This window comes from Streptomyces sp. NPDC087428 (assembly GCF_044744085.1).
GTDB lineage: Bacteria > Actinomycetota > Actinomycetes > Streptomycetales > Streptomycetaceae > Streptomyces.
This window is the reverse complement of the sequence record NZ_JBIUXR010000002.1, coordinates 663974-681246: the sequence shown is the minus strand read 5'-3', so window position 1 is coordinate 681246 and position 17273 is coordinate 663974. Positions and strand designations below refer to the sequence as shown.

Here is a 17273-nt window from a genome sequence, read left to right as displayed (position 1 = left end):
GGACGGGCGGGTCCGCGGGGCCCGGTGGGGCGCCGGTCCCGCCCCCCCCGGACCGGGGGGCGGTACGGTCCGGAAACCGATGTACGGGGTGCCGGGCGGCTGCGAGTATGACGCCATGGTTGACGTCTCGACGCCCACACGCCGTACCCCCCGGACCCGTACCCGCACGTGGGCGGTGGTGCTCGCCGCCTGTGTCGGCCAGTTCCTCGTCGTCCTCGACGTCTCCGTCGTCAACGTGGCCCTCCCGTCGATGCGCACCGACCTGGGGCTGAGCACCGCCGGACTCCAATGGGTGCTCAACGCCTACTCGATCGCCTTCGCCGGATTCATGCTGCTCGGCGGGCGGGCCGCCGACATCTACGGCCGCAAGCGGATGTTCCTGGTCGGCCTCGGCCTGTTCACCGCCGCCTCCCTGGCCGGCGGACTCGCCCAGGAGGGCTGGCAGTTGCTCGCCGCCCGCGCCGCACAGGGGCTCGGCGCCGCCGTACTCGCCCCCGCGACCCTCACCCTGCTCACCGCCGCCGTCCCCGAGGGGCCCGCCAGGACGAAGGCCATAGGCACCTGGATGGCGGTCGGCGCGGGCGGCGGCGCCACCGGCGGACTCATCGGCGGGGCACTCACCGACACGCTCTCCTGGCGGTGGGTCCTGCTGATCAACGTGCCGGTCGGCGTCCTCGTCCTCACCGGCGCCGCGATCTGGCTCGCCGAGGGCCGGACGGGCGAGCGGAGCCGTATCGACCTTCCGGGCGCGCTGCTCGTCACGGCGGGCCTCGCCTCCGCCGCGTACGGCATCGTGCAGACCGAGGAGTCGGGCTGGACCGCGGCCGCCACCCTCGTCCCGCTGCTGGGCGGACTGGCCCTGCTCGCCCTGTTCGTCCTGGTGGAGGCCCGCACGGCGAAGCCGCTGATGCCACTGAGGGTGCTCGGCGCGCGGGCGGTCGCCTCGGCGAACGTGGCGATGTTCCTGACCGGCTCGGCGACGTTCTCCATGTGGTACTTCATGACCGTGTACGCGCAGAACGTGCTGGGCTACACCGCGCTGGAGGCCGGACTCGCCCTGATGCCCACCTCGGTGGCCATCGTCGTCGGCTCCAAGTGCGCCCCGCGGCTGATGGCCCGCGTCGGAGCGAAGAACCTGGCGCTCGTCGGCACGGTGGTCGCCGCCGCGGGCTTCGGCTGGCAGTCCACGATGACCGCCGACGGCTCCTACCTCACCTCGATCTGCCTGCCCGGCGTACTGATGATGACCGGCACCGGCCTCGCGGCCACCCCGCTCGCCTCCCTGGCCACCTCGGGCGCGGCCCCCGGCGAGTCCGGCCTCGTCTCCGGACTCGTCAACACCTCCCGCACGATGGGCGGCGCACTCGGCCTGGCCGTGCTCTCCACCGTCGCAGCGGCCCGCACGGCCGGCGGGACGGGCCCGGCGGACCTCACGGCCGGCTACGCCCTGGCCTTCCGCACGTCGGGCTCGGTGCTGCTGGGCGGCCTGCTGCTGATGATCCTCTGGCTGCCGCGCCACCGTTCCGTGCAGGACTGAGACCGGCGGGGACGGTCAGGACGACGGCTCCGCCACCGGAGGCATGACCAGCTCCGCGAGGTCCAGAAAGGCTTCCGTGGTGGCCGGCCGCAGCCGGCCCAGGTCCCAGTCGGGTGACTGGAGCACGGAGTCGAACGGGACGCGCACCACATGGGCCGGATCGACCCGCAGACGGTCGGCCAGACCGGCCGGCATCCGCCGTCCTCTGGGACCGTCGACCTCGGTCACCACCACGACCGCCCGGTCCGCCAGGTGCGCCCGCTCCGCCCGCACGCCCGCCAGCGAGTTCACCGCCGCGGCCAGGGAGACCTCGGTGGTGCTGCAGCAGATGATCAGGGTGTCGGCGTGTTCGAGGAGCACGTCCGCCCGCCGGTTCAGGTGAAGGGGGGCCCAGTCGCTCAGTACGAAGGAGTAGTACGGCGCCGTCCGCGCCAGCAACTGCGCGTAGTCCTGTGCGTGCGTGGGATTCGTACTGATGTGACCTCGGCGATGGGCGACCACCTCCAGGCCCGAGGGCAGCCGTGTCGTGCGTGCGCGGATGTCCTCGTACGAGGCGGAGTGCGGCAGCGCCGCCACGTTGCGGAGGACGGCCCGGTTGCGGACGGTGAGGAACGGGTCGAGGGCCCCCACGGACGCGGCGGCGTCAAGAGCGAGGACGGGTTCGCCCCGCACCGCGGCCAGCAGGTTGCCGAGCACCATCGTCGTGGTGGCCCGGCCGCTGTAGTGGTAGGGGCCCGTCAGGGCCAGCCGCCGGCTGTGCGACATCGGGACCCGCAGACGCCTCAGTTGCCCCTCCGCCTTCCGGCGGGCGGACCCGAACCGGGCGAGACGCGGCCCGGGGCCGCCGGCCGGGGAGGCTTCGCCGCGCGGTGGCAGGTCGAGTGGAGCGGGCGGCAGGCGGCGGAGGACGGCGGGCGGGGGCGATGCCCCGGCGTCCCCCCGCTGGGTGCGCGTACGGGCGATGTACTTGCCGAGAACCTCCGCGACCTCGCTCGCCGTGGGGCGCCGGGCCGGGTCCGCGTCAAGACAGCGGAGCACCAGACGGTGCAACTGCTCCCAGGTGTCGCCCTGCCACAGGTGCATTCCCTCCGGCATGTTCGGCATGTCCAGGCCGGCCTTGCTGCTGATGAGCTGGAGGAGTCCTCCGAGGGAGCGCACGTTGTCCTCGCGCGTCGGCACCGGGCCCGGCTCCAGGTACTCCCCGTCCACGACGCAGTCCGAGAGGTTGGCCAGCACCACCGTACGGCGCAGCACGAAGACGCTGTCGGCGCCGAAGTCCGCCGGCACCACCCCGTTGACGTGGCAGAGCGCCAGCGCGTTCGCGAGGTAGAAGGAGACGAGGAGCCCGCGCAGCGTGTCGAACGGGGCCACGGCCTCCATGAGCGCCTGGCTGAAGATCTCGTCGAGCCGCGGGGGCTCGGTGTCTCCGGCGGGCCCGTCCGCGATGGTGGTCATGGCCAGCCAGGGTGCGGACTCCCGTGTCCCGGTGGCGAGGAGGGTGGGCGCGTACTGCCCCTGGAGCCGGGTCAGGACCTCCGCCTCCACGTCGATCAGCCGACCGGTGCCCGGGGGCAGACCGGGGCGCGGGACACGCAGCGCGACCTCGGTGCCCTGCCGGTCGAAGCCCCGGTACACCACGGTGCGGCGTCCGCGGCGCCGGCCGCGCAGCACGAAGTCGCCGAGCCGGTCGGGATCCTCGGGCAGCAGCGGACCCCAGCCGTGGACATCGGGGACCTCGCGTTCGGGGTCCGGGCCGAGACCGGGCGAGGGCTCGCCGAACGACACCCCGAACCGGGTGAGCAGCCGCCGCTCCACGCTCGTGAACGGCTGCTGGGCGCCAGGGAGTTGGGCGGAGCCGTCCGGGTGGGACAGCCATGCGGGGAAATCGGGTGAATTGCCGGCCAGCTCATCGAGGCGGCGGCCGATCCGGCGGCTCGTCCGCAGGAGCTCGGCCGGGGGAATCGCGTCGAGCAGCACGGTCTTGGACTCCTCGGAGAAGTCGAAGACCCGGTGCTTGGCCGGCAGTGGCCCCGGCACCGGGGCCGGGTGGGGCCGGATGAGACCGCCGAGGAACACCTCGGCGAGATGGGAGGTGCTGGCCCGCCAGGGCACCGCGGACTGCACCAGCCGCATCACCGGAACCGACAGCGGGGAGACCGCCGCGAGATGGGCCGCGAGACGGTACGCCTCCGGAGTGGCCGCGTCCCGGAAGTGCTGGGTGCTGCCCGGATTCCGGGCCGGCGCCACCGCCCCGTACCGTCCCGGGCGGACCAGCAGGGGCAGCTCGATGGTCGTGCCGGGCGAGGCGAGCAGCCGTGCCCAGGCGCCCAGCGACGAGGGATCCGGCGCCAGCACCGGTACCGGCACGCCCTCGAAACGGGCAATGCCCGGCGGCAGCACCGGATCGACGACCCGCCAGGAGGAGTTGGCACCCCCGATCCGCCGGGTGGTCGCCTGCCAGGGCTCGGCGGAGATCCCCGACGCCTCCCACATCTCGGAAGGCAGCGTGTGCAGCACCGCGACCGGGCCGCGGGCGGCCCGCTCGGCGAGCAGGTCGTGCATCGCGCCGGACCGCCACGCGGCGCCCATCCCGTCGCTCACCGCCAGCAGCAGCGTCCGGCCCGAGGAGTCGTTGACCGTGCTCAGCGGCAGTCCGGGGCCGTCGGACCGGAACGGCCGCGCGTGCAGGCGCGGCCGTACGTCACCCGTGTCGAGCCCCAGAACGCGGGTGGTGGAGAAGGCGCCCAGACGCTCCAGCAGGGTGCGCAGTTCGGCCCCGAGCCGGTGCCACAACAGCATGGACAGACCGTCGTCGACGAGCAGCACCAGGTTCAGCCAGCGTTCCCGCACGGGGCGCTGCACCACGTCGACCAGTCCGGTCTGCGCGAACTCGGCGGCGGTGAGCTCCTCGTCGATCTCCGTGCGGTGGCGGCTGTCCCTGCGGCGGCGCAACGGCCTCAGGGCGCGCCCGAGTTCGAGCTCGTCGGCGAGGGCCTTCTCCTCCGGGACCCGTACGGGCATCGCCTTGCGGGAGTCGCGGCCGGGGAGTGCGGGCGCCGGCTCCGGCACAGGAGGCGGCTGCCGGGCCGCCGCGTACAGGGAGGGCGCGGTCAGGTCGGGCAGATCCCGGTCGTCGGGTTCCGGCACCGGCCGGGGAGCCGACCCCGGGGCCGTCCCGGGCTCGGGACCGGTGTCATCGGCGGGCGGACCCGTCTCGGGCAGTTCCCGGCTGATCGGTGCGCCGGGGCCGGCGGGCAGGCTGCGGGCCAGCCACAGCACGTCCAGGAGCTGATCCGCGTCCAGCTCGTGGCCGGAGGCCGACAGCACCCGCAGCGCCTCGGCCAGCCGTGCACCGCCGCCGGCCATGGTCACATCGCCCCGGTCAGCTGGTGGAGTACGGCGTCCAGCAGGCCCTCCGCGTCCAGGTCGACTCCGCCGGTACGCAGGAACACGGCGTTGAGCAGCTGGTCGGTGGCCAGCTCTCCCGGGGCGCGGCGCCGGAGGAAGGCCTCGATGAGATCGTCGGCCGCCCCGAGCGCCGCCTCCCCGAGGTGGGCCGCGACGATGGACCGCAGCCGCTCCTCGTCGGGTACGGGCAGATCCAGCCGTACACAGCGGCGCAGGAACGCGGGCGGGAAGTCGCGCTCACCGTTGCTGGTGATCACGACGACCGGGAACTCCGCGCACTGGACGACCCCTTGGTGCACGTGGACCGTCTCCCGGTGGTCGAGGGTCTGCACCTCCACGTCGGACATGTCCTCCGGGAGCCGGGTCAGCTCCGGAATGTCGTAGACACCGTCCTCGAAGACCGTCAGCAGATCGTTGGGCAGGTCGACATCGCCCTTGTCCATCTCGTCGATGAGCAGCGCCCGCGGCGTCGCCGACGGCACGAGAGCGGTCCCGAGCGGCCCGAGCCGTACGAACGTGCCGATGGACGGCTCGCGTTCGCCGCGGTCCCGGCTCAGCGTCGTCTCGCGCAGCCGGCCGATCGCGTCGTACTGGTAGAGGGCGTCCTTCACCGTGGAACGGCTGTTGACCGGCCAGCGCAGCAGCTCGCCCAGCCGGAGTTCATGGGTGACCGCGTGGGCGAGCGAGGACTTGCCGGTGCCGGCCGGTCCGGTGACCAGGAGCGGGCGCCGCAGGTGCAGCGCCGCGTTCACGATGTTCGCGTGCTGTTCCTCGATCACATAGGGCTTGCCGGGATGGGCCGACCGGCCCGGGGTGAACTGACGCCAGGGCGGGGCCGGAGGCAGGGACACGGCCCTGGGTTCCCCGTCGCCGCGGAAGAGGCGCCAGTCGGCCCCTGGAGCGGATGTCATGAGCTCTCCTGTGGTTCGGTCAGGTGGAGCCGGGGCACGGTGCGGTCGGCGTCGGCCCAGGCGAGGACCGGACGGCCGGGGAACTCGGGCGGACTCGCCTTGGCGTTCGCCCGGTAGTCGCGTACGCCGTCGGGCAGCTCCCGGGTGGCCAGGGCCGCCATGTGCTGTACGAGGTGCGAAGCCCCGTCCCGGCCGCGGTCCCACACCACCACAGGAATGCCCACAGCGAGACATGTCTGCACGATGCCGTCCCGTGACCCGGGCGGTACATCCACGGAGACGCGCACCGTGTCGAGTTGGTTGACCAGTTTGAAATAGAGGGAATCGGGGTCCATGGACTCCGAGACGACCAGGGTCTTCCCCGAGTCCAGCCGGTTCCACCGGCTGCGCCAGTGCGATACGAACCTCCCGTGCCTGCGCAGGAGTTCGGGGCAGTGCACGACCAGGGGGAACTCCACGCCGAGCACACCCGGCACGATCTCGCCGGGCTCGTGCGCCGCCCACTCGTCGACCGGGAGGTTGAGGCTCGCCCGGTCGACGAGCACCTCGACCAGGGGCGGCCGCTCGTCGTCCGCCGGCGGCGTCAGGGAGTCGAGCACGCGCAGCACCTCGCGGGCCCCGTCCGTCGCCGAGTAGGACACGAGACTGTCCGTGGAGACCTGACGGGGGCCCGCGCCCTCGTCGCACCAGATCCGCAGCCGGTGGCGGCCCCGCTCGGCAAGCGTCACCTGGACCAGGACCCGCATCCGGGTGGAACGGTCGCGGACCGAGCGCCCCCAGGCCTGCGCGTCCGACCGCCGCTCGCTCAGGGCGGGCCGGGCGATACCGAGGCGCTGGGCCACCCCGTCGGCCCACATGCGCAGTTCCGCCCGCTTCGCCGGCGGGGAGAGCGCGCCGACGTACTCCATGACCCGCAGCAGCGCCGGGACCCTGCGCTCCCCGTTCGTGGAGCGGCCGTCCCCGGGCAGTGCCTCCAGCCGGTTCAGCAGCGCGTCCATGGACTCCCCGCCGGGGGACGCCGCGACATGGGGCAGGGCGGCCCGAGCGGCCTCGGGAATCCGGGCGAGCACGTCGCGGCCCATGGGCCGCAGGAGCCTGAGCAGTCCCGCGTACTCCTGCGGTGTCAGCATCCGGGGGGCGTCGCAGAGGGAACCCGCGGCCAGCACCCGGTCGGCACGCGCCGGGTCGCTGGAGCGCCGCAGAATCCCCGAGAAGGCGGCCAGGGCCCGCGGATGAGAGAGCAGGAACAGGGCGAAATCCTCGGGCGTGGGCGGTACGACGTCGCTCCCGCACCCGACACCGCAGGCCTGGGCCAGCCGCTTGGCGCAGTCCGAGCGCTCACTCGGCGAGTACAGCATGTCCCCGACAGCCTCGGTCAGCAGGAGGAGCGCGGGATCCTCGGACTCCGGCAGCCGCGGAGGCAGGACGCCGTGCAGGCCCACGGCGTCCAGTTCGCTCCTGACCCGCTGCCAGGGGATCGCCCAGCTGCGGCGGATGAGGTGCTGCGGGGTGTGCGGAAGGGGCAGCCCGGTGGCCGCGTCCCGGGGCGGCATGAAATGGGCCACGACCAGGCCGACCACGGCACCCTCGCGCCGGCACCACAGCGGACCGCCGCTGTATCCCGGGCCGACCGCCATGCCCGTGGCCTCGCCGTCCAGATAGCCCAGCGAGGCGTGGAGCGAGGCGACGGTGAGCCGGGCCAGCGTCGAGCCCGCGCCGCCGCCGTGCCAGGCACTCAGTTCCTGGTCGGTCGACATGTCGGCCCGGTCGGGGGCGGCGGGCAGACCGCCCGCCGGTCCGTCGACGCGTAACACGGCCAGGTCACCGAGCCACTCGTTGTCGCCCTCGCGCACCGCGCCACCGTTCCTGGCCCGCGGGGCGACCCAGTGGAGCAGGCGCGCGGAGTACTGCTCCGCACTCGTGCCGCGCACCACGACCGGGATCTCCTCCAGCCTCGGCGGCCTGGCTTCGAGCATGGGCCGGCCGAGCGCGTCGTTGACGACGTGTGCGCAGGTCAGGATGGTGTCGGGGCCCAGAACGAACCCCGCGCCCGCCGTACCGCTGTCATCGGCCCGCCGCACCGTCACCACGAGGTGGGACGGATCGTCGTGGTGCGCGGCGCCCGTGACTCCGAACCACCCCATGCGTCACTCGGAGGCCGGCGTCGCGTCGGCCCTCCGGGACGGAACCGGCCGCCAGCTGGCGGTGACCGTGAGGTGGGCCTGGCCGCTGCCGCCCACGATTCCGAACTTCAGGTCCTGTCCGACCTGGACGCCGAACGTCACACTCAGCTCCGTGGGTGGCTCGGGAGCGGCCACCACCGCGTCATGGACTTCCTGGAGCAGCGGACCGACGGGCTTCAGCGCGCCGCGCAGCGACCCGACCGCGAAACTGGCGACGGACCGGCCCCCGGCGGCCACGGGGACGGCCCTCCCCATGCCTTCGGGAAGGTCGCTGTCGTCCTGCCGCGCCTCAGGTGCCGCGGGAGCGGTCCCGGGCACGGGCGTGAGCAGGAAGCGGACGGGAGTGCCGTCGTCGAGTTCTATGTCAGGTGGTGTGGACACGACCACATTGTCGCCGGATCGGCGGCGCTGAAACTGATGCTCGACCAAATCGGTTATGAGATCGACGCATTGGGCCGAAAGCGGTGTTCCGGCCGATGAGGGACACCGGCACCGCCCTCAGAGCCACCCCTGCTGCCGCGCGGCCCGGACCGCCTCCATCCGGTTACGGGTGGACGTCTTGCCGATCGCGGACGACAGGTAATTGCGCACCGTCGACTCCGACAGGTGCAGCTTCACCGCGATGTCCGCGACCGTCGCCCCGTCCACCGACGCCATCAGCGCGTCGCGCTCCCGGGCGGTCAGCGGACTCGGCCCCGCGCTCAGCGCGGCGGCGGCCAGCGCGGGATCGATGACGGTCTCCCCGGTCAGCACCCGCCGGATCGCCACCGCGAGCTCCTCGACCGGCCCGTCCTTCACCAGGAACCCCGCCGCCCCGGCCTCCATCGCACGCCGCAGATAGCCGGGCCGCCCGAACGTGGTGAGGATCAGCACCCGGCAGTCCGGCACCTCGTCCCGCAGATCGGCGGCCGCGTCCAGACCGCTGCGCCCCGGCAGCTCGATGTCCAGCAACGCGACATCGGGCCGCGTGGCGACGGCCGCCGCCACGATCTCGTCCCCGGCCCCCACTTGGGCCACCACCTCGATGTCCGCCTCAAGACCGAGCAACAGGGCGAGCGCGCCCCGCATCATCCCCTGGTCCTCGGCGAGCAGCACGCGTACGGACTTGACCGGCCGGTGGTTCTGCGGCATCTCGTTCACGGGGGACAGGGTATGGCGGGCGGGGCGTCGGGGCGCGTTACCGGGCCCGGGACGCCCGGCCGACGGCGCGACCCGGGGTGGGTCTGCCGCCGGCCGGGTGGCGTCGGCTCAGCGCAGTGCGTGCGGGTACTGCTCAGAGCAGTGCGTGCGGGTACTGCTCGGCGCGGTGCTGGAAGGCCAGCACCGCGGGGTTCTGGACGACGCCGTCGCGGATCTCGATCGCCCGGCTGAGGGTGCGGTCACCGTCCCAGCCGGCCGGCCCTTCGAGAACCGGCCGCAGGAACGGGATCAGCGCCTCGCTGTTCTCCCAGGTGGCCGCGTCCCACAGGTAGGAGGGGCTGTGGTCCACGGCGTAGTAGTGGACGTTGTCGCCGACGGTGAACATCGGCTCGTCGAAGGTCGTGGGCCGGGCCCAGGCGAACCCCATGCCCTCGTCGCAGGAGACGTCGATGACGAGGGTGCCGGGCGCGAGCTTCGCCAGATCCTCCTGTATCAGGAACATCAGCGGCGCCGCGGTGTCCTGGAGGACGCAGTTGACGATGATGTCGTGCCCGGCGAGGAACTCGGCCAGCGGCTCCGGGCCGTCCTCGGTGAGCGCGATGCTGCGCCGCGGGTCGAGGGTGTCGTCGGCCACGTCGTGGTCGAAGCGCACGATCCGTGCCGAGTGGATCGGTGAGCTGACGGCGGTGGTGCCGCGGGCGGTCAGCACGTCCACGTCGTGCACGCCGAGCGCGCTGAGCGCGGTCACCGCGCCGCGGGCGGTGGCGCCGAAGCCGATCACCGCCGCACGCCGACGGCGCCCGTAGTCACCGGTCGCCCCGGTGAGCTGCATGGCGTGCAGCACCGACGAGTAGCCGGCCAGCTCGTTGTTCTTGTGGAACACGTGCAGGCTGAATCCGCCCTTCCGGTTCCAGTGGTGCATCGCCTCGAAGGCGATGACCGTGAGCCTGCGGTCGATGGCTGCCTGCGTGACCTTCTCGTCCTGCACGCAGTGCGGCCACCCCCACAGCACCTGCCCGTCCCGCAGCTCCGCCAGATCCTGGTGCAGCGGTTTGGCCAGCAGGATGACGTCACACTCCGCGATCAGTTCGTCGCGCGAGCGGAAACCGGCGACGTGCGGTGCGAGCTGCTGGTCCGGGACACCGAAGTGCTCTCCGTAATCGGTCTGCAGATAGATGCCGGAGCGGAGGTCGGCGTCGATGCGTTCGAAGTGCGCCGGGTGGATCGGCAGGCGGTGCTCGTTCTCTTTGCGAGCCTGCGACATGATTCCGAGCTTGAGCTGCTGCAAGATACCCCTCTGATTGCTACCTGTATAACACCCGCTGGAAGCGCGCGGACGTGACTCGTCGCGCTCGGTGACGGAAGGGTCGCATTCGGTGCGGGGGTGCGGGGGTGCGGGGGTGCGGGGGTGCGGGGGTGCGGGCTGCGGGCTTCGGTCACGGGTTCGTTGGTACTTCTGTGCTTCGCTTCACCCTGCGGGGTGGAGTTGGCCCCGGTCAGGGGTACTTCGGCCCCGCCATGCTTCGGTCTCGTCGTGGTCCACCGCAACGATGAGCGCATGTCACTACCCAGTCTGCGTCTGCTGGCCGGTCGCGTGGTTCCCGCGCTGCTGCTCGCCCAGGCCGCGTTCCTTCCCCTCCAGTCCGCCTCTGCTGACGAGCACTCGGCGCACCCGTGCCGGTCGTCGGCCGGCTGTGGTTCGGTGGTCGTCGCCCCTGTCTCCCAGGCGTCCCCGGACCACGGTCCCTGCACCAGCCCCGAACCCGTCGTGTGCCTGATCCGGAGCGAGACTCCGCAGGAACGCGAGGTAGCCCGCGACCAGCGGATGCGCTACCACCGCCTCCTTGAGGACATGGAGCGCAAGGAGTGCGCCATGCGTGCCGAAGGGCGCTCGGAGGAGGACATCGCCCGGACCCTGAGCCGGATGCGCAATGAGGCCAAGGATGTCGTGCGCGCCGGCATGACCCCCGAACAGGTCGCGGAACTGGAGGCGCGCAACCAGAAGAAGTACGGCAACCCGCTCGGCCCGACGCCGGACCAGCTCTACCTGAAGTACGGCTCCTGGGAGAAGGTCACCGAGGCCGCCACGCGTTCGAGCGAGGTCGTGGACCACGAACTCGGCCTGGAATTCCACCACTGCCCCTGCGAAGTGCTCCAGGCGGCATGACGCGGGCCGTCCCGCCCTCGGCTTCCCGGACACCGGGTCCCAGCCTGTGAATCCGGGCATCTGCCCGAAGCCGCAGATCGATCGTCAATTCCGTTGATCTGGCGGGATGCCGAGTGCCCGTGGTGAGCCGTAGAAGATCCGCGTGTTGCCGCTTCGGACGCGAACTCGCCTTCCCTCAGGGTCCGTTGTCATCCCCAGGGCTGACCCGGCTCCGCGCCGTGCGACCGGAGTCGCCCGTCGGAACGGGAGCTGCGGCTGACGTCACGGCCCGCCCGCGCCGAGACGATGGAGCGGTTCCCAGGAAGCAGTACCCCTACGGACGAGCGAGTGTCGCGAGCGTCGCCGGATCGATCCAATCCACGCACCGTGCCGGGGCGTGAGGCCGACGGCGAACCGGCGGACCATGGCTTCGCCGCCGACGGGAACCGTGTTCGTGTAATTGCCATCTGACAAGGCGAACCGGCAGGCGAGCGCCTGAACTGGGCCTTTGGATACTGCCGTTGGGGCTGAACTCATTAAGTACTACGTATACTGAGCGCACTCCAGGCGTGTGGCGGTAACAGTATGAGCGCGGCATGCCGGATGGCTGCGCTCTCCTACAGGGATTGCTGGGTGTTTCACTTGTCCGGAACCGAGCCCGAAACACTGACGCACGAGATACCCGCTCCCGCGCCAGGTGGGGCGCGGCGGAAGTTACTGCGCGACCGGGGACAGACGGCTGTGGAGTATCTGGGGCTGATCACTGTTGTCGCCGTGATCGTGCTGGCCCTGACCATGAGCGGAGTCGGCGGCAGCATCGCCAGCCGTATCGAGGCACAAGTCTGTTCCCTCGCCGGCTCCAGCTGCGGGTCGAGCGGCGGCGGCAGCGGAGACCCGTCGGACGACATGGTGAAGCACGGGGGAAGCAAAGCGAGCATTCCGAAGCCGACGGGAGGTGCTCAGCCCGGTATTTCGGCGCCGGCCGAGCTGCCCAGCCCAGGTGTCTCGAAGCCGGGGGAGAGTCCTTGGCCGGGCGATTCGAAGCCTGCGGTGACGCCTCATCCGGGTGTTTCGGATCCGCCGAAGGACCCGCGGCCGGGCGTCTCGAAGCCTGCGGTGACCCCTCATCCGGGCGTTTCGGCTCCGCGGAAGGCTCCTCTGCCGAGTGTTTCGAAGTCGAGGGTGACGCCTCATCCGGGCGTTTCGAAGCCCCGGACGGGCTGACCGGCGGACCCACGGTCCCGTGACCCACCACGGACGAGCCCGACCGGGCACGTCCTTGGTGGTCCGGGTGCCTTGAGGAGTCACGTCTCACGCGCCCCCGCTCTGTCAGGAGTCCCCGTCGTTCTCGATGTTGGCGACCATCCTCCGCAGGACCTTGAGCGCGGTCACGTACTCCGCGTCGCTGATGCCCTCGTGGACCACGGTGCGCAGCTCGGTCACCAGCTCGCGCAACCGCACCCTGGCAGCCTCCCCCGCATCAGTGAGGTGCAGGCGGTGCCCGGCGTCGATCCGCAGCCAGCCGCGGTGGACCAGTTGGTCGACGACCCGCCCCATCTCATCCGGCCCGTCCGCGAGCGGCGTCAGCTGGATGACGAGCTCCTCCCGGCTCGGCGGCGCCGCGGACCCGCCGTTCACGCGGTTCAACACCCAGTACTGCGGTTGCGTGACGTCGATCCTGGCCATGGCGTCACGCAGATGCCGGGTGACGACCGTATGGGCGAGGCCACTCCAGTACCCGACGGGCTGGGTGGCCAGCATGTCGTCGGTGGCGGCCGGATCGGCCGGTGCCTGATCGGTCGGCGCCTGATCGGCGGCGGTATCGGTCTGCGGTCTCATGATCCGACGCTATCCGCCCAGGAACATCAGTCCTGCAGGAAGTCCTCGAACTCCCAGGAGTGCCCCGGCGCGTGGTCCACGAACAGGGTGCAGGCCTGCTGCCGTAGCGGGGCAAGGGCGGGGTCGACCCGTTCGCACGGCTCGGCACAGACGTACGTGAAGTGGTCGTCGTCCCAACGCACCCATACGTCGAAGGTGCCGCGCCCCATGTCCTCCAGATGACCGGCGTGCTCGTCGGTATGCCCCTTGGCCAGTTCGCAGACAAGCGAGTGGGGCAGTCCCGCACTACCCGCCTGCTGATGCGCCTGCGCGGTGTCGAACCAGGGTGGAAGAGCGTGGGAATTGCAGTGGATCACCGTTGAGCCTCCGGTTGAGGGGACGTGGAACCCGGTCCGTGCGGCGCGCGACAGCACACGGACGGGGAGGGGGCTCGGGAGCGCCGTACCCGGCCACGGCACGACGGGACCGGACGGGCCACCCGGCGAGCGTCACCAGCAGGCCGGCAGCCGGGTCGAGCACGGTGAGCACATCGGGCCCCCCGGCCTCCAGCCGCGCCATCGCGTGGTCCTGCTGACCCGGGTCGTGCGCCCACGCCCGAAGCCCGTTCGGGACGGCGGGGCTCCGAAAGTCGATCCGCCGGACGTCCCGCGTGCCGGACGGCTGTTGGGGCTCGGGCGCGCTGCCCCCGTCCGCGAGCCGATGTGCTTGCCGTCGCAGCCACCGGAGCGCGAGCCGGCGGTTCGGGAGGATGGCCCTGCCGAGCGAGACGGCCCTCCCCCCGGTCGTCGCGGTGATCTCCGCCATGTAGGGGACGCCGTTCACGCGGGGCGCTCCCCGGTCGGGAGCCTGAGCCCCGCTTGCAGCGCTTCGGCTGCCGCCTCCATGAAGGCCGCCGACTCGGCTGAACCCGCCAGGCGTTGGGCAATCGCGCGGTCCAGCTCGGCGCGGAACAGTGCGCGGGTTTCGGGGTCCGACGCGATACGGTCCAACTCGGCGGCCAGGTCGTGCGCCGAGGCGCTCACAGCACCTCACCCCGACTCCGCGCGTTGCACCGCGTGTTCTGGGCGCGCAGCCGCTCTATCGAGTCCGCGGGACGTACGTGCTCGGGCTCGGCCTCCCACTCCTGCCCGCCGCAGATCGGTCGCAGTGACCAGTACGGGCCGGCGAGCCCTCGGAACTCCCCGATCCTGTTCGCGCGGGCCATGTCCACCATGAGTGTGCCGGGGGTGGGTGCGTGGTGAGCGTGTCCGCTCAAGGAGCCGTTTTCTGCGCACACGATCGTGCCTCTCCGTAGTCATTCCACTACCAAGGCGGCCGGCATTGACCTGGAGTCGCGTTGTCTGCAACGTCGCTTTATTGGAGGGCACATTGGTAAACCGCAAGGAGCTGAACCCTGAGGCGAGCCCGCAAGCGGCCTTTGGTGCTCGTCTGCGCAGGACGCGTGAGGCTCGCGGCTGGACTCAGGATCACTTCGCCACGCTGGTCGGGTGTACCGGCAGGCACATCTCGGCGCTCGAAACCAGCCGGAAGTCGCCAACTCTGCCGTTCAGCCGCAAGGTTGACATTGCATTAGGCACGCTGAACACCGCAGAGTCGTTCGAGCGTGAATGGCGGGAGATCAAATACGGCAGTCTGCTGGAGGGATTCCCGGAGTACGTCAAACACGAGGGTCGAGCCGTGGAGATCCGGGTGTTCGAGGTCGGGATCATTCCCGGTCTGCTTCAGACGCCCCAGTACGCCCGGGTGTTGGCGGACAGTGCCGTGCGGCGAGAGGCCATCACGCCCGAACTGGCAGATGAACGTGTCTCGTTCCTGGCGGAGCGTCAAGCTGCCCTGGTGCGGCCCCGTGCTCCCATGGTTCTCGTGGTGATAGACGAGAGCTGTATTCGTCGCATCGTGGGTGGCGCTGAGGTCATGGAGGCCCAGCTGCGTCGCCTGGTCGATTTCGCGGCGCTTCCTCATACTGTGTTGCAGATTGCACCGTATGGCATGGGGGAGCACAGGACCCTCGACCGACCGACCAATCTGCTCACGCTCGCGGACCGTGCGGTGCTTGCCTATGTCGAGTCGCAGACGCAGGGGCACCTCGACCGAGAAATCGCATCGGTCGTTCCGTTGTTGACGGCCTACCATCAACTACAGGCCGAAGCGCTGTCCCAGGCAGCGTCCGTGGCCATGATCAACGAGGCACGAAAGGGCACCCCGTGACGACCGAATCCCTCCAGTGGTTCAAGTCTTCCTACAGCAACAACGGCGGCACATGCGTCGAGTGGGCGCCGGCACACGCGTCCGCTACCGGCGCCGTCCCCGTCCGCGACTCCAAGGATCTGAGCGGCCCCACGCTGTACTTCCCGGCCGCGTCGTTCGCCTCGTTCGTCGCGGGCGTCAAGGCCGGTCACCTCGGCATCATCTGACTGCACGGCAGGCGTACACCGCCCCTTTCGTACGCGTCGCAACAGTGAAAACCCCGTCACAGTCCCGAGCCGGGAGCATGGCGGGGTTCTTTCTGTCTTGCATATGCCGAGTCCGTTCAGTGTGGGGACGTGGGAGCGCGATAGCTGCTTCTTGCGGCTCTGTTGACAGCCCTGCCATCGTTTACATGTCGGAGCGCTGTCCTAAGCGACATCCGTGGCCATGATCCAGAAGATAAGAAGGGGTACCTCGTGACGACTGAATCCCTCCGCTGGCTCAAGTCCTCCTACAGCAGCAACGGCGGTTCCTGCGTCGAGTGGGCGCCGGCGCGCGCGTCCGTTACCGGCGTCGTCCCTGTCCGCGACTCCAAGGATCTGAGTGGTTCCACTCTGGGTCTTCGTGCCGACGCGTTCGCCTCCTTCGTGGCGGGCGTCAAGGCCGGAGACTTCGGCACCGTCTGAGCAATCGATTCAGCGCAGCCCCACCGTGCAGCGCACGATGGGGCTGCGCTGCGACGCGAGTTCACCCAATGGCGCTGAGACCAAGGCCGGTTCGATCGCTGCCGTCGGTGGGGAGCTGTTCCTGATGACCTGCACAAAATGGGTGTCCTCGGAGCCGCCCTTGCTGCCGCGCGGCCCGGACCGCCTCCGTCCGGTGGCCGGAAGTCGCTATCCGATCTTGTGTCAGGTGTGATCTCGGTTACCCTCGCAGGGATCGAATGGACGACCCTTGATGACACGGGGCTGGGAAGCCGATCCCTCTTCGCCACTGGCGCGTCGCCTGGGGAAATCTCCCGCAGAACTCGGGACCACGGGCGGTGAGCAGGGATGCCCGGACATCTGGGAACTGGAGAACGGTGACATCGCCGTCGTGGGCCGTGATCTCACCGACTCCTACCTGACCCGCCTTCCTCCGGGTCTTGTCGTTGCCCCGGACGAGCGGATCGTTGTCATCCCGCGCAGGACAGCCGTTGCGGCGAAGGCGGACATCCCTGATGCGTAGCCCACGGGCCGACGGCCCTGGTCGGCGTCTCGGGCTGGACGCCTACATGGAGGACTTCGACCGCTATTTCTGGCGCTCCGGCCCCGAGGGGTTCTGGAAGCTCGAACGGCAACAAGAATTCCGGGAACCCGGGGTGGAAAGCTGGGAAGCGTTCCGTCGTGGGCACTGGGACGAGTCCCTGACGCTGATCGAGGGACAGCGGAGTCACTACGAGAAGTACTTCCGGCGAATCGCCGGATGCGGATTCTCCCTCCACCGTGTTCGTTGCGTAGAGGAGCCCATCTCCCCGTACCTCCAGTGGGAACTCCATCTGCTGCACCTCAAGGCCCAGTACGGGGAGGACACGAAAGTCCTTACCGGGGATGGAATCCGCTTGTACGAAGGGCGAGGTTCACTTTCTGAGATCGTCGTCCTTGGTTCCTCGGTGATGTATGAGGTGCTCTACGACGATGAAGGGAAACTCGCCGGCGGCATCCGCTTCGACGATCCGTGTGTCATCTCCGAGTGTCGGCAGGCGATCCAGGAGATGCATCGATTTGGTGAGCCCTTGGGCGACTTCTTCAGCGGTCACGTCGCCCGGTTGCCTCCGCCGAACGTGATCGATGAGCAGGTCTGAGACGTTGTGCTCGGAATGCGACAGAGCTTCTGGGTTTGGGGCTTGAGGGGTTCAGTCGAATGTCAATCACGACTTAAAG

General features: G+C 70.5%; 17 protein-coding genes. 7 read left to right on the top strand and 10 right to left on the bottom strand.

The genetic code is table 11. The features are described 5' to 3' along the window. The first annotated feature begins 115 nt into the window (after positions 1-115). On the top strand, positions 116-1537 hold the full coding sequence (locus ACIO3R_RS06735) for an MFS transporter (RefSeq protein ID WP_402103954.1): 1422 nt from the start codon (positions 116-118) through the stop codon (positions 1535-1537). A gap of 15 nt (positions 1538-1552) precedes the next feature. Here the strand turns inward: ACIO3R_RS06735 and ACIO3R_RS06730 are convergent, their stop codons facing one another. The 6 genes from ACIO3R_RS06730 to ACIO3R_RS06705 all read right to left on the bottom strand — a co-directional run bounded on the left by ACIO3R_RS06730 (position 1553) and on the right by ACIO3R_RS06705 (position 10467). Then, positions 1553-4903, bottom strand: a complete 3351-nt coding sequence (locus tag ACIO3R_RS06730; protein WP_402103951.1) for an SAV_2336 N-terminal domain-related protein — start codon at positions 4901-4903, stop codon at positions 1553-1555. Between the two features lie 2 nt (positions 4904-4905). Beyond that, positions 4906-5856 (bottom strand): AAA family ATPase, encoded by a 951-nt coding sequence (locus ACIO3R_RS06725; protein WP_385025674.1) that lies wholly within the window; start codon positions 5854-5856, stop codon positions 4906-4908. Next, positions 5853-8000, bottom strand: a complete 2148-nt coding sequence (locus ACIO3R_RS06720) for a trypsin-like peptidase domain-containing protein (protein ID WP_402103948.1) — start codon at positions 7998-8000, stop codon at positions 5853-5855. The genes ACIO3R_RS06725 and ACIO3R_RS06720 overlap by 4 nt, the downstream gene beginning before the upstream one ends. 3 nt (positions 8001-8003) lie before the next feature. Next, positions 8004-8420 carry a CU044_2847 family protein gene (locus tag ACIO3R_RS06715; RefSeq protein ID WP_385025668.1) on the bottom strand — a complete coding sequence of 139 codons (417 nt, stop codon included), beginning with the start codon at positions 8418-8420 and terminating at the stop codon, positions 8004-8006. A gap of 117 nt (positions 8421-8537) precedes the next feature. Beyond that, the gene (locus ACIO3R_RS06710; RefSeq protein WP_385025692.1) at positions 8538-9170 is read right to left on the bottom strand and encodes a response regulator; all 633 of its coding nucleotides are present in this window, start codon (positions 9168-9170) and stop codon (positions 8538-8540) included. A 142-nt stretch (positions 9171-9312) separates the two neighbouring features. Beyond that, a complete protein-coding gene (locus ACIO3R_RS06705) occupies positions 9313-10467 on the bottom strand; it encodes a N(5)-(carboxyethyl)ornithine synthase (RefSeq protein WP_385025665.1) in 1155 nt (384 codons plus the stop codon). 270 nt (positions 10468-10737) lie between these two features. On the opposite strand from ACIO3R_RS06705, the gene ACIO3R_RS06700 reads away from it, so the two are divergent. Then, entirely contained in the window at positions 10738-11346 is a 609-nt protein-coding gene (locus ACIO3R_RS06700) for a hypothetical protein (RefSeq protein WP_385025662.1), read from the top strand. Between the two features lie 1308 nt (positions 11347-12654). On the opposite strand, the gene ACIO3R_RS06695 is transcribed toward ACIO3R_RS06700, so the two are convergent. From ACIO3R_RS06695 to ACIO3R_RS06680, 4 genes are all read right to left on the bottom strand, one after another. After that, on the bottom strand, positions 12655-13164 hold the full coding sequence (locus tag ACIO3R_RS06695) for a MarR family winged helix-turn-helix transcriptional regulator (protein WP_402103944.1): 510 nt from the start codon (positions 13162-13164) through the stop codon (positions 12655-12657). A 26-nt stretch (positions 13165-13190) separates the two neighbouring features. Further along, positions 13191-13520 carry a hypothetical protein gene (locus tag ACIO3R_RS06690; protein WP_385025656.1) on the bottom strand — a complete coding sequence of 110 codons (330 nt, stop codon included), beginning with the start codon at positions 13518-13520 and terminating at the stop codon, positions 13191-13193. 462 nt (positions 13521-13982) lie between these two features. Then, positions 13983-14186, bottom strand: coding sequence for a hypothetical protein (locus ACIO3R_RS06685; protein WP_402103942.1), 204 nt, complete (start codon positions 14184-14186; stop codon positions 13983-13985). Then, positions 14183-14377, bottom strand: a complete 195-nt coding sequence (locus tag ACIO3R_RS06680; protein ID WP_385025689.1) for a hypothetical protein — start codon at positions 14375-14377, stop codon at positions 14183-14185. Before ACIO3R_RS06680 ends, ACIO3R_RS06685 begins: the two co-directional genes overlap by 4 nt. A 155-nt stretch (positions 14378-14532) precedes the next feature. Between ACIO3R_RS06680 and ACIO3R_RS06675 the strand changes: the two genes are divergently transcribed. The 5 genes from ACIO3R_RS06675 (at position 14533) to ACIO3R_RS06655 (ending at position 17194) form a co-directional block, all read left to right on the top strand. After that, the gene (locus tag ACIO3R_RS06675; RefSeq protein WP_385025686.1) at positions 14533-15372 is read left to right on the top strand and encodes a helix-turn-helix domain-containing protein; all 840 of its coding nucleotides are present in this window, start codon (positions 14533-14535) and stop codon (positions 15370-15372) included. Next, positions 15369-15578 (top strand): DUF397 domain-containing protein, encoded by a 210-nt coding sequence (locus ACIO3R_RS06670; RefSeq protein ID WP_385025650.1) that lies wholly within the window; start codon positions 15369-15371, stop codon positions 15576-15578. The genes ACIO3R_RS06675 and ACIO3R_RS06670 overlap by 4 nt, the downstream gene beginning before the upstream one ends. Before the next feature lie 249 nt (positions 15579-15827). Then, positions 15828-16037: a DUF397 domain-containing protein gene (locus ACIO3R_RS06665; protein ID WP_402103938.1), complete on the top strand. Its 210-nt coding sequence runs from the start codon at positions 15828-15830 to the stop codon at positions 16035-16037. A 271-nt stretch (positions 16038-16308) separates the two neighbouring features. Continuing rightward, the gene (locus tag ACIO3R_RS06660) at positions 16309-16578 is read left to right on the top strand and encodes a hypothetical protein (RefSeq protein ID WP_385025644.1); all 270 of its coding nucleotides are present in this window, start codon (positions 16309-16311) and stop codon (positions 16576-16578) included. A 46-nt stretch (positions 16579-16624) separates the two neighbouring features. Next, positions 16625-17194, top strand: coding sequence for a DUF6879 family protein (locus ACIO3R_RS06655; protein ID WP_385025641.1), 570 nt, complete (start codon positions 16625-16627; stop codon positions 17192-17194). Positions 17195-17273: the final 79 nt, after the last annotated feature.

What these genes read in the sequence shown, in the direction of transcription:
- ACIO3R_RS06735 (WP_402103954.1), top strand. Translation starts at nt 116, where the DNA reads ATGGTTGACGTCTCGACGCCCACACGCCGTACCCCCCGGACCCGTACC.
- ACIO3R_RS06730 (WP_402103951.1), bottom strand. Translation starts at nt 4,903, where the DNA reads ATGGCCGGCGGCGGTGCACGGCTGGCCGAGGCGCTGCGGGTGCTGTCG.
- ACIO3R_RS06725 (WP_385025674.1), bottom strand. Translation starts at nt 5,856, where the DNA reads ATGACATCCGCTCCAGGGGCCGACTGGCGCCTCTTCCGCGGCGACGGG.
- ACIO3R_RS06720 (WP_402103948.1), bottom strand. Translation starts at nt 8,000, where the DNA reads ATGGGGTGGTTCGGAGTCACGGGCGCCGCGCACCACGACGATCCGTCC.
- ACIO3R_RS06710 (WP_385025692.1), bottom strand. Translation starts at nt 9,170, where the DNA reads ATGCCGCAGAACCACCGGCCGGTCAAGTCCGTACGCGTGCTGCTCGCC.
- ACIO3R_RS06700 (WP_385025662.1), top strand. Translation starts at nt 10,738, where the DNA reads ATGTCACTACCCAGTCTGCGTCTGCTGGCCGGTCGCGTGGTTCCCGCG.
- ACIO3R_RS06695 (WP_402103944.1), bottom strand. Translation starts at nt 13,164, where the DNA reads ATGAGACCGCAGACCGATACCGCCGCCGATCAGGCGCCGACCGATCAG.
- ACIO3R_RS06680 (WP_385025689.1), bottom strand. Translation starts at nt 14,377, where the DNA reads ATGGTGGACATGGCCCGCGCGAACAGGATCGGGGAGTTCCGAGGGCTC.
- ACIO3R_RS06660 (WP_385025644.1), top strand. Translation starts at nt 16,309, where the DNA reads ATGACACGGGGCTGGGAAGCCGATCCCTCTTCGCCACTGGCGCGTCGC.
- ACIO3R_RS06655 (WP_385025641.1), top strand. Translation starts at nt 16,625, where the DNA reads ATGGAGGACTTCGACCGCTATTTCTGGCGCTCCGGCCCCGAGGGGTTC.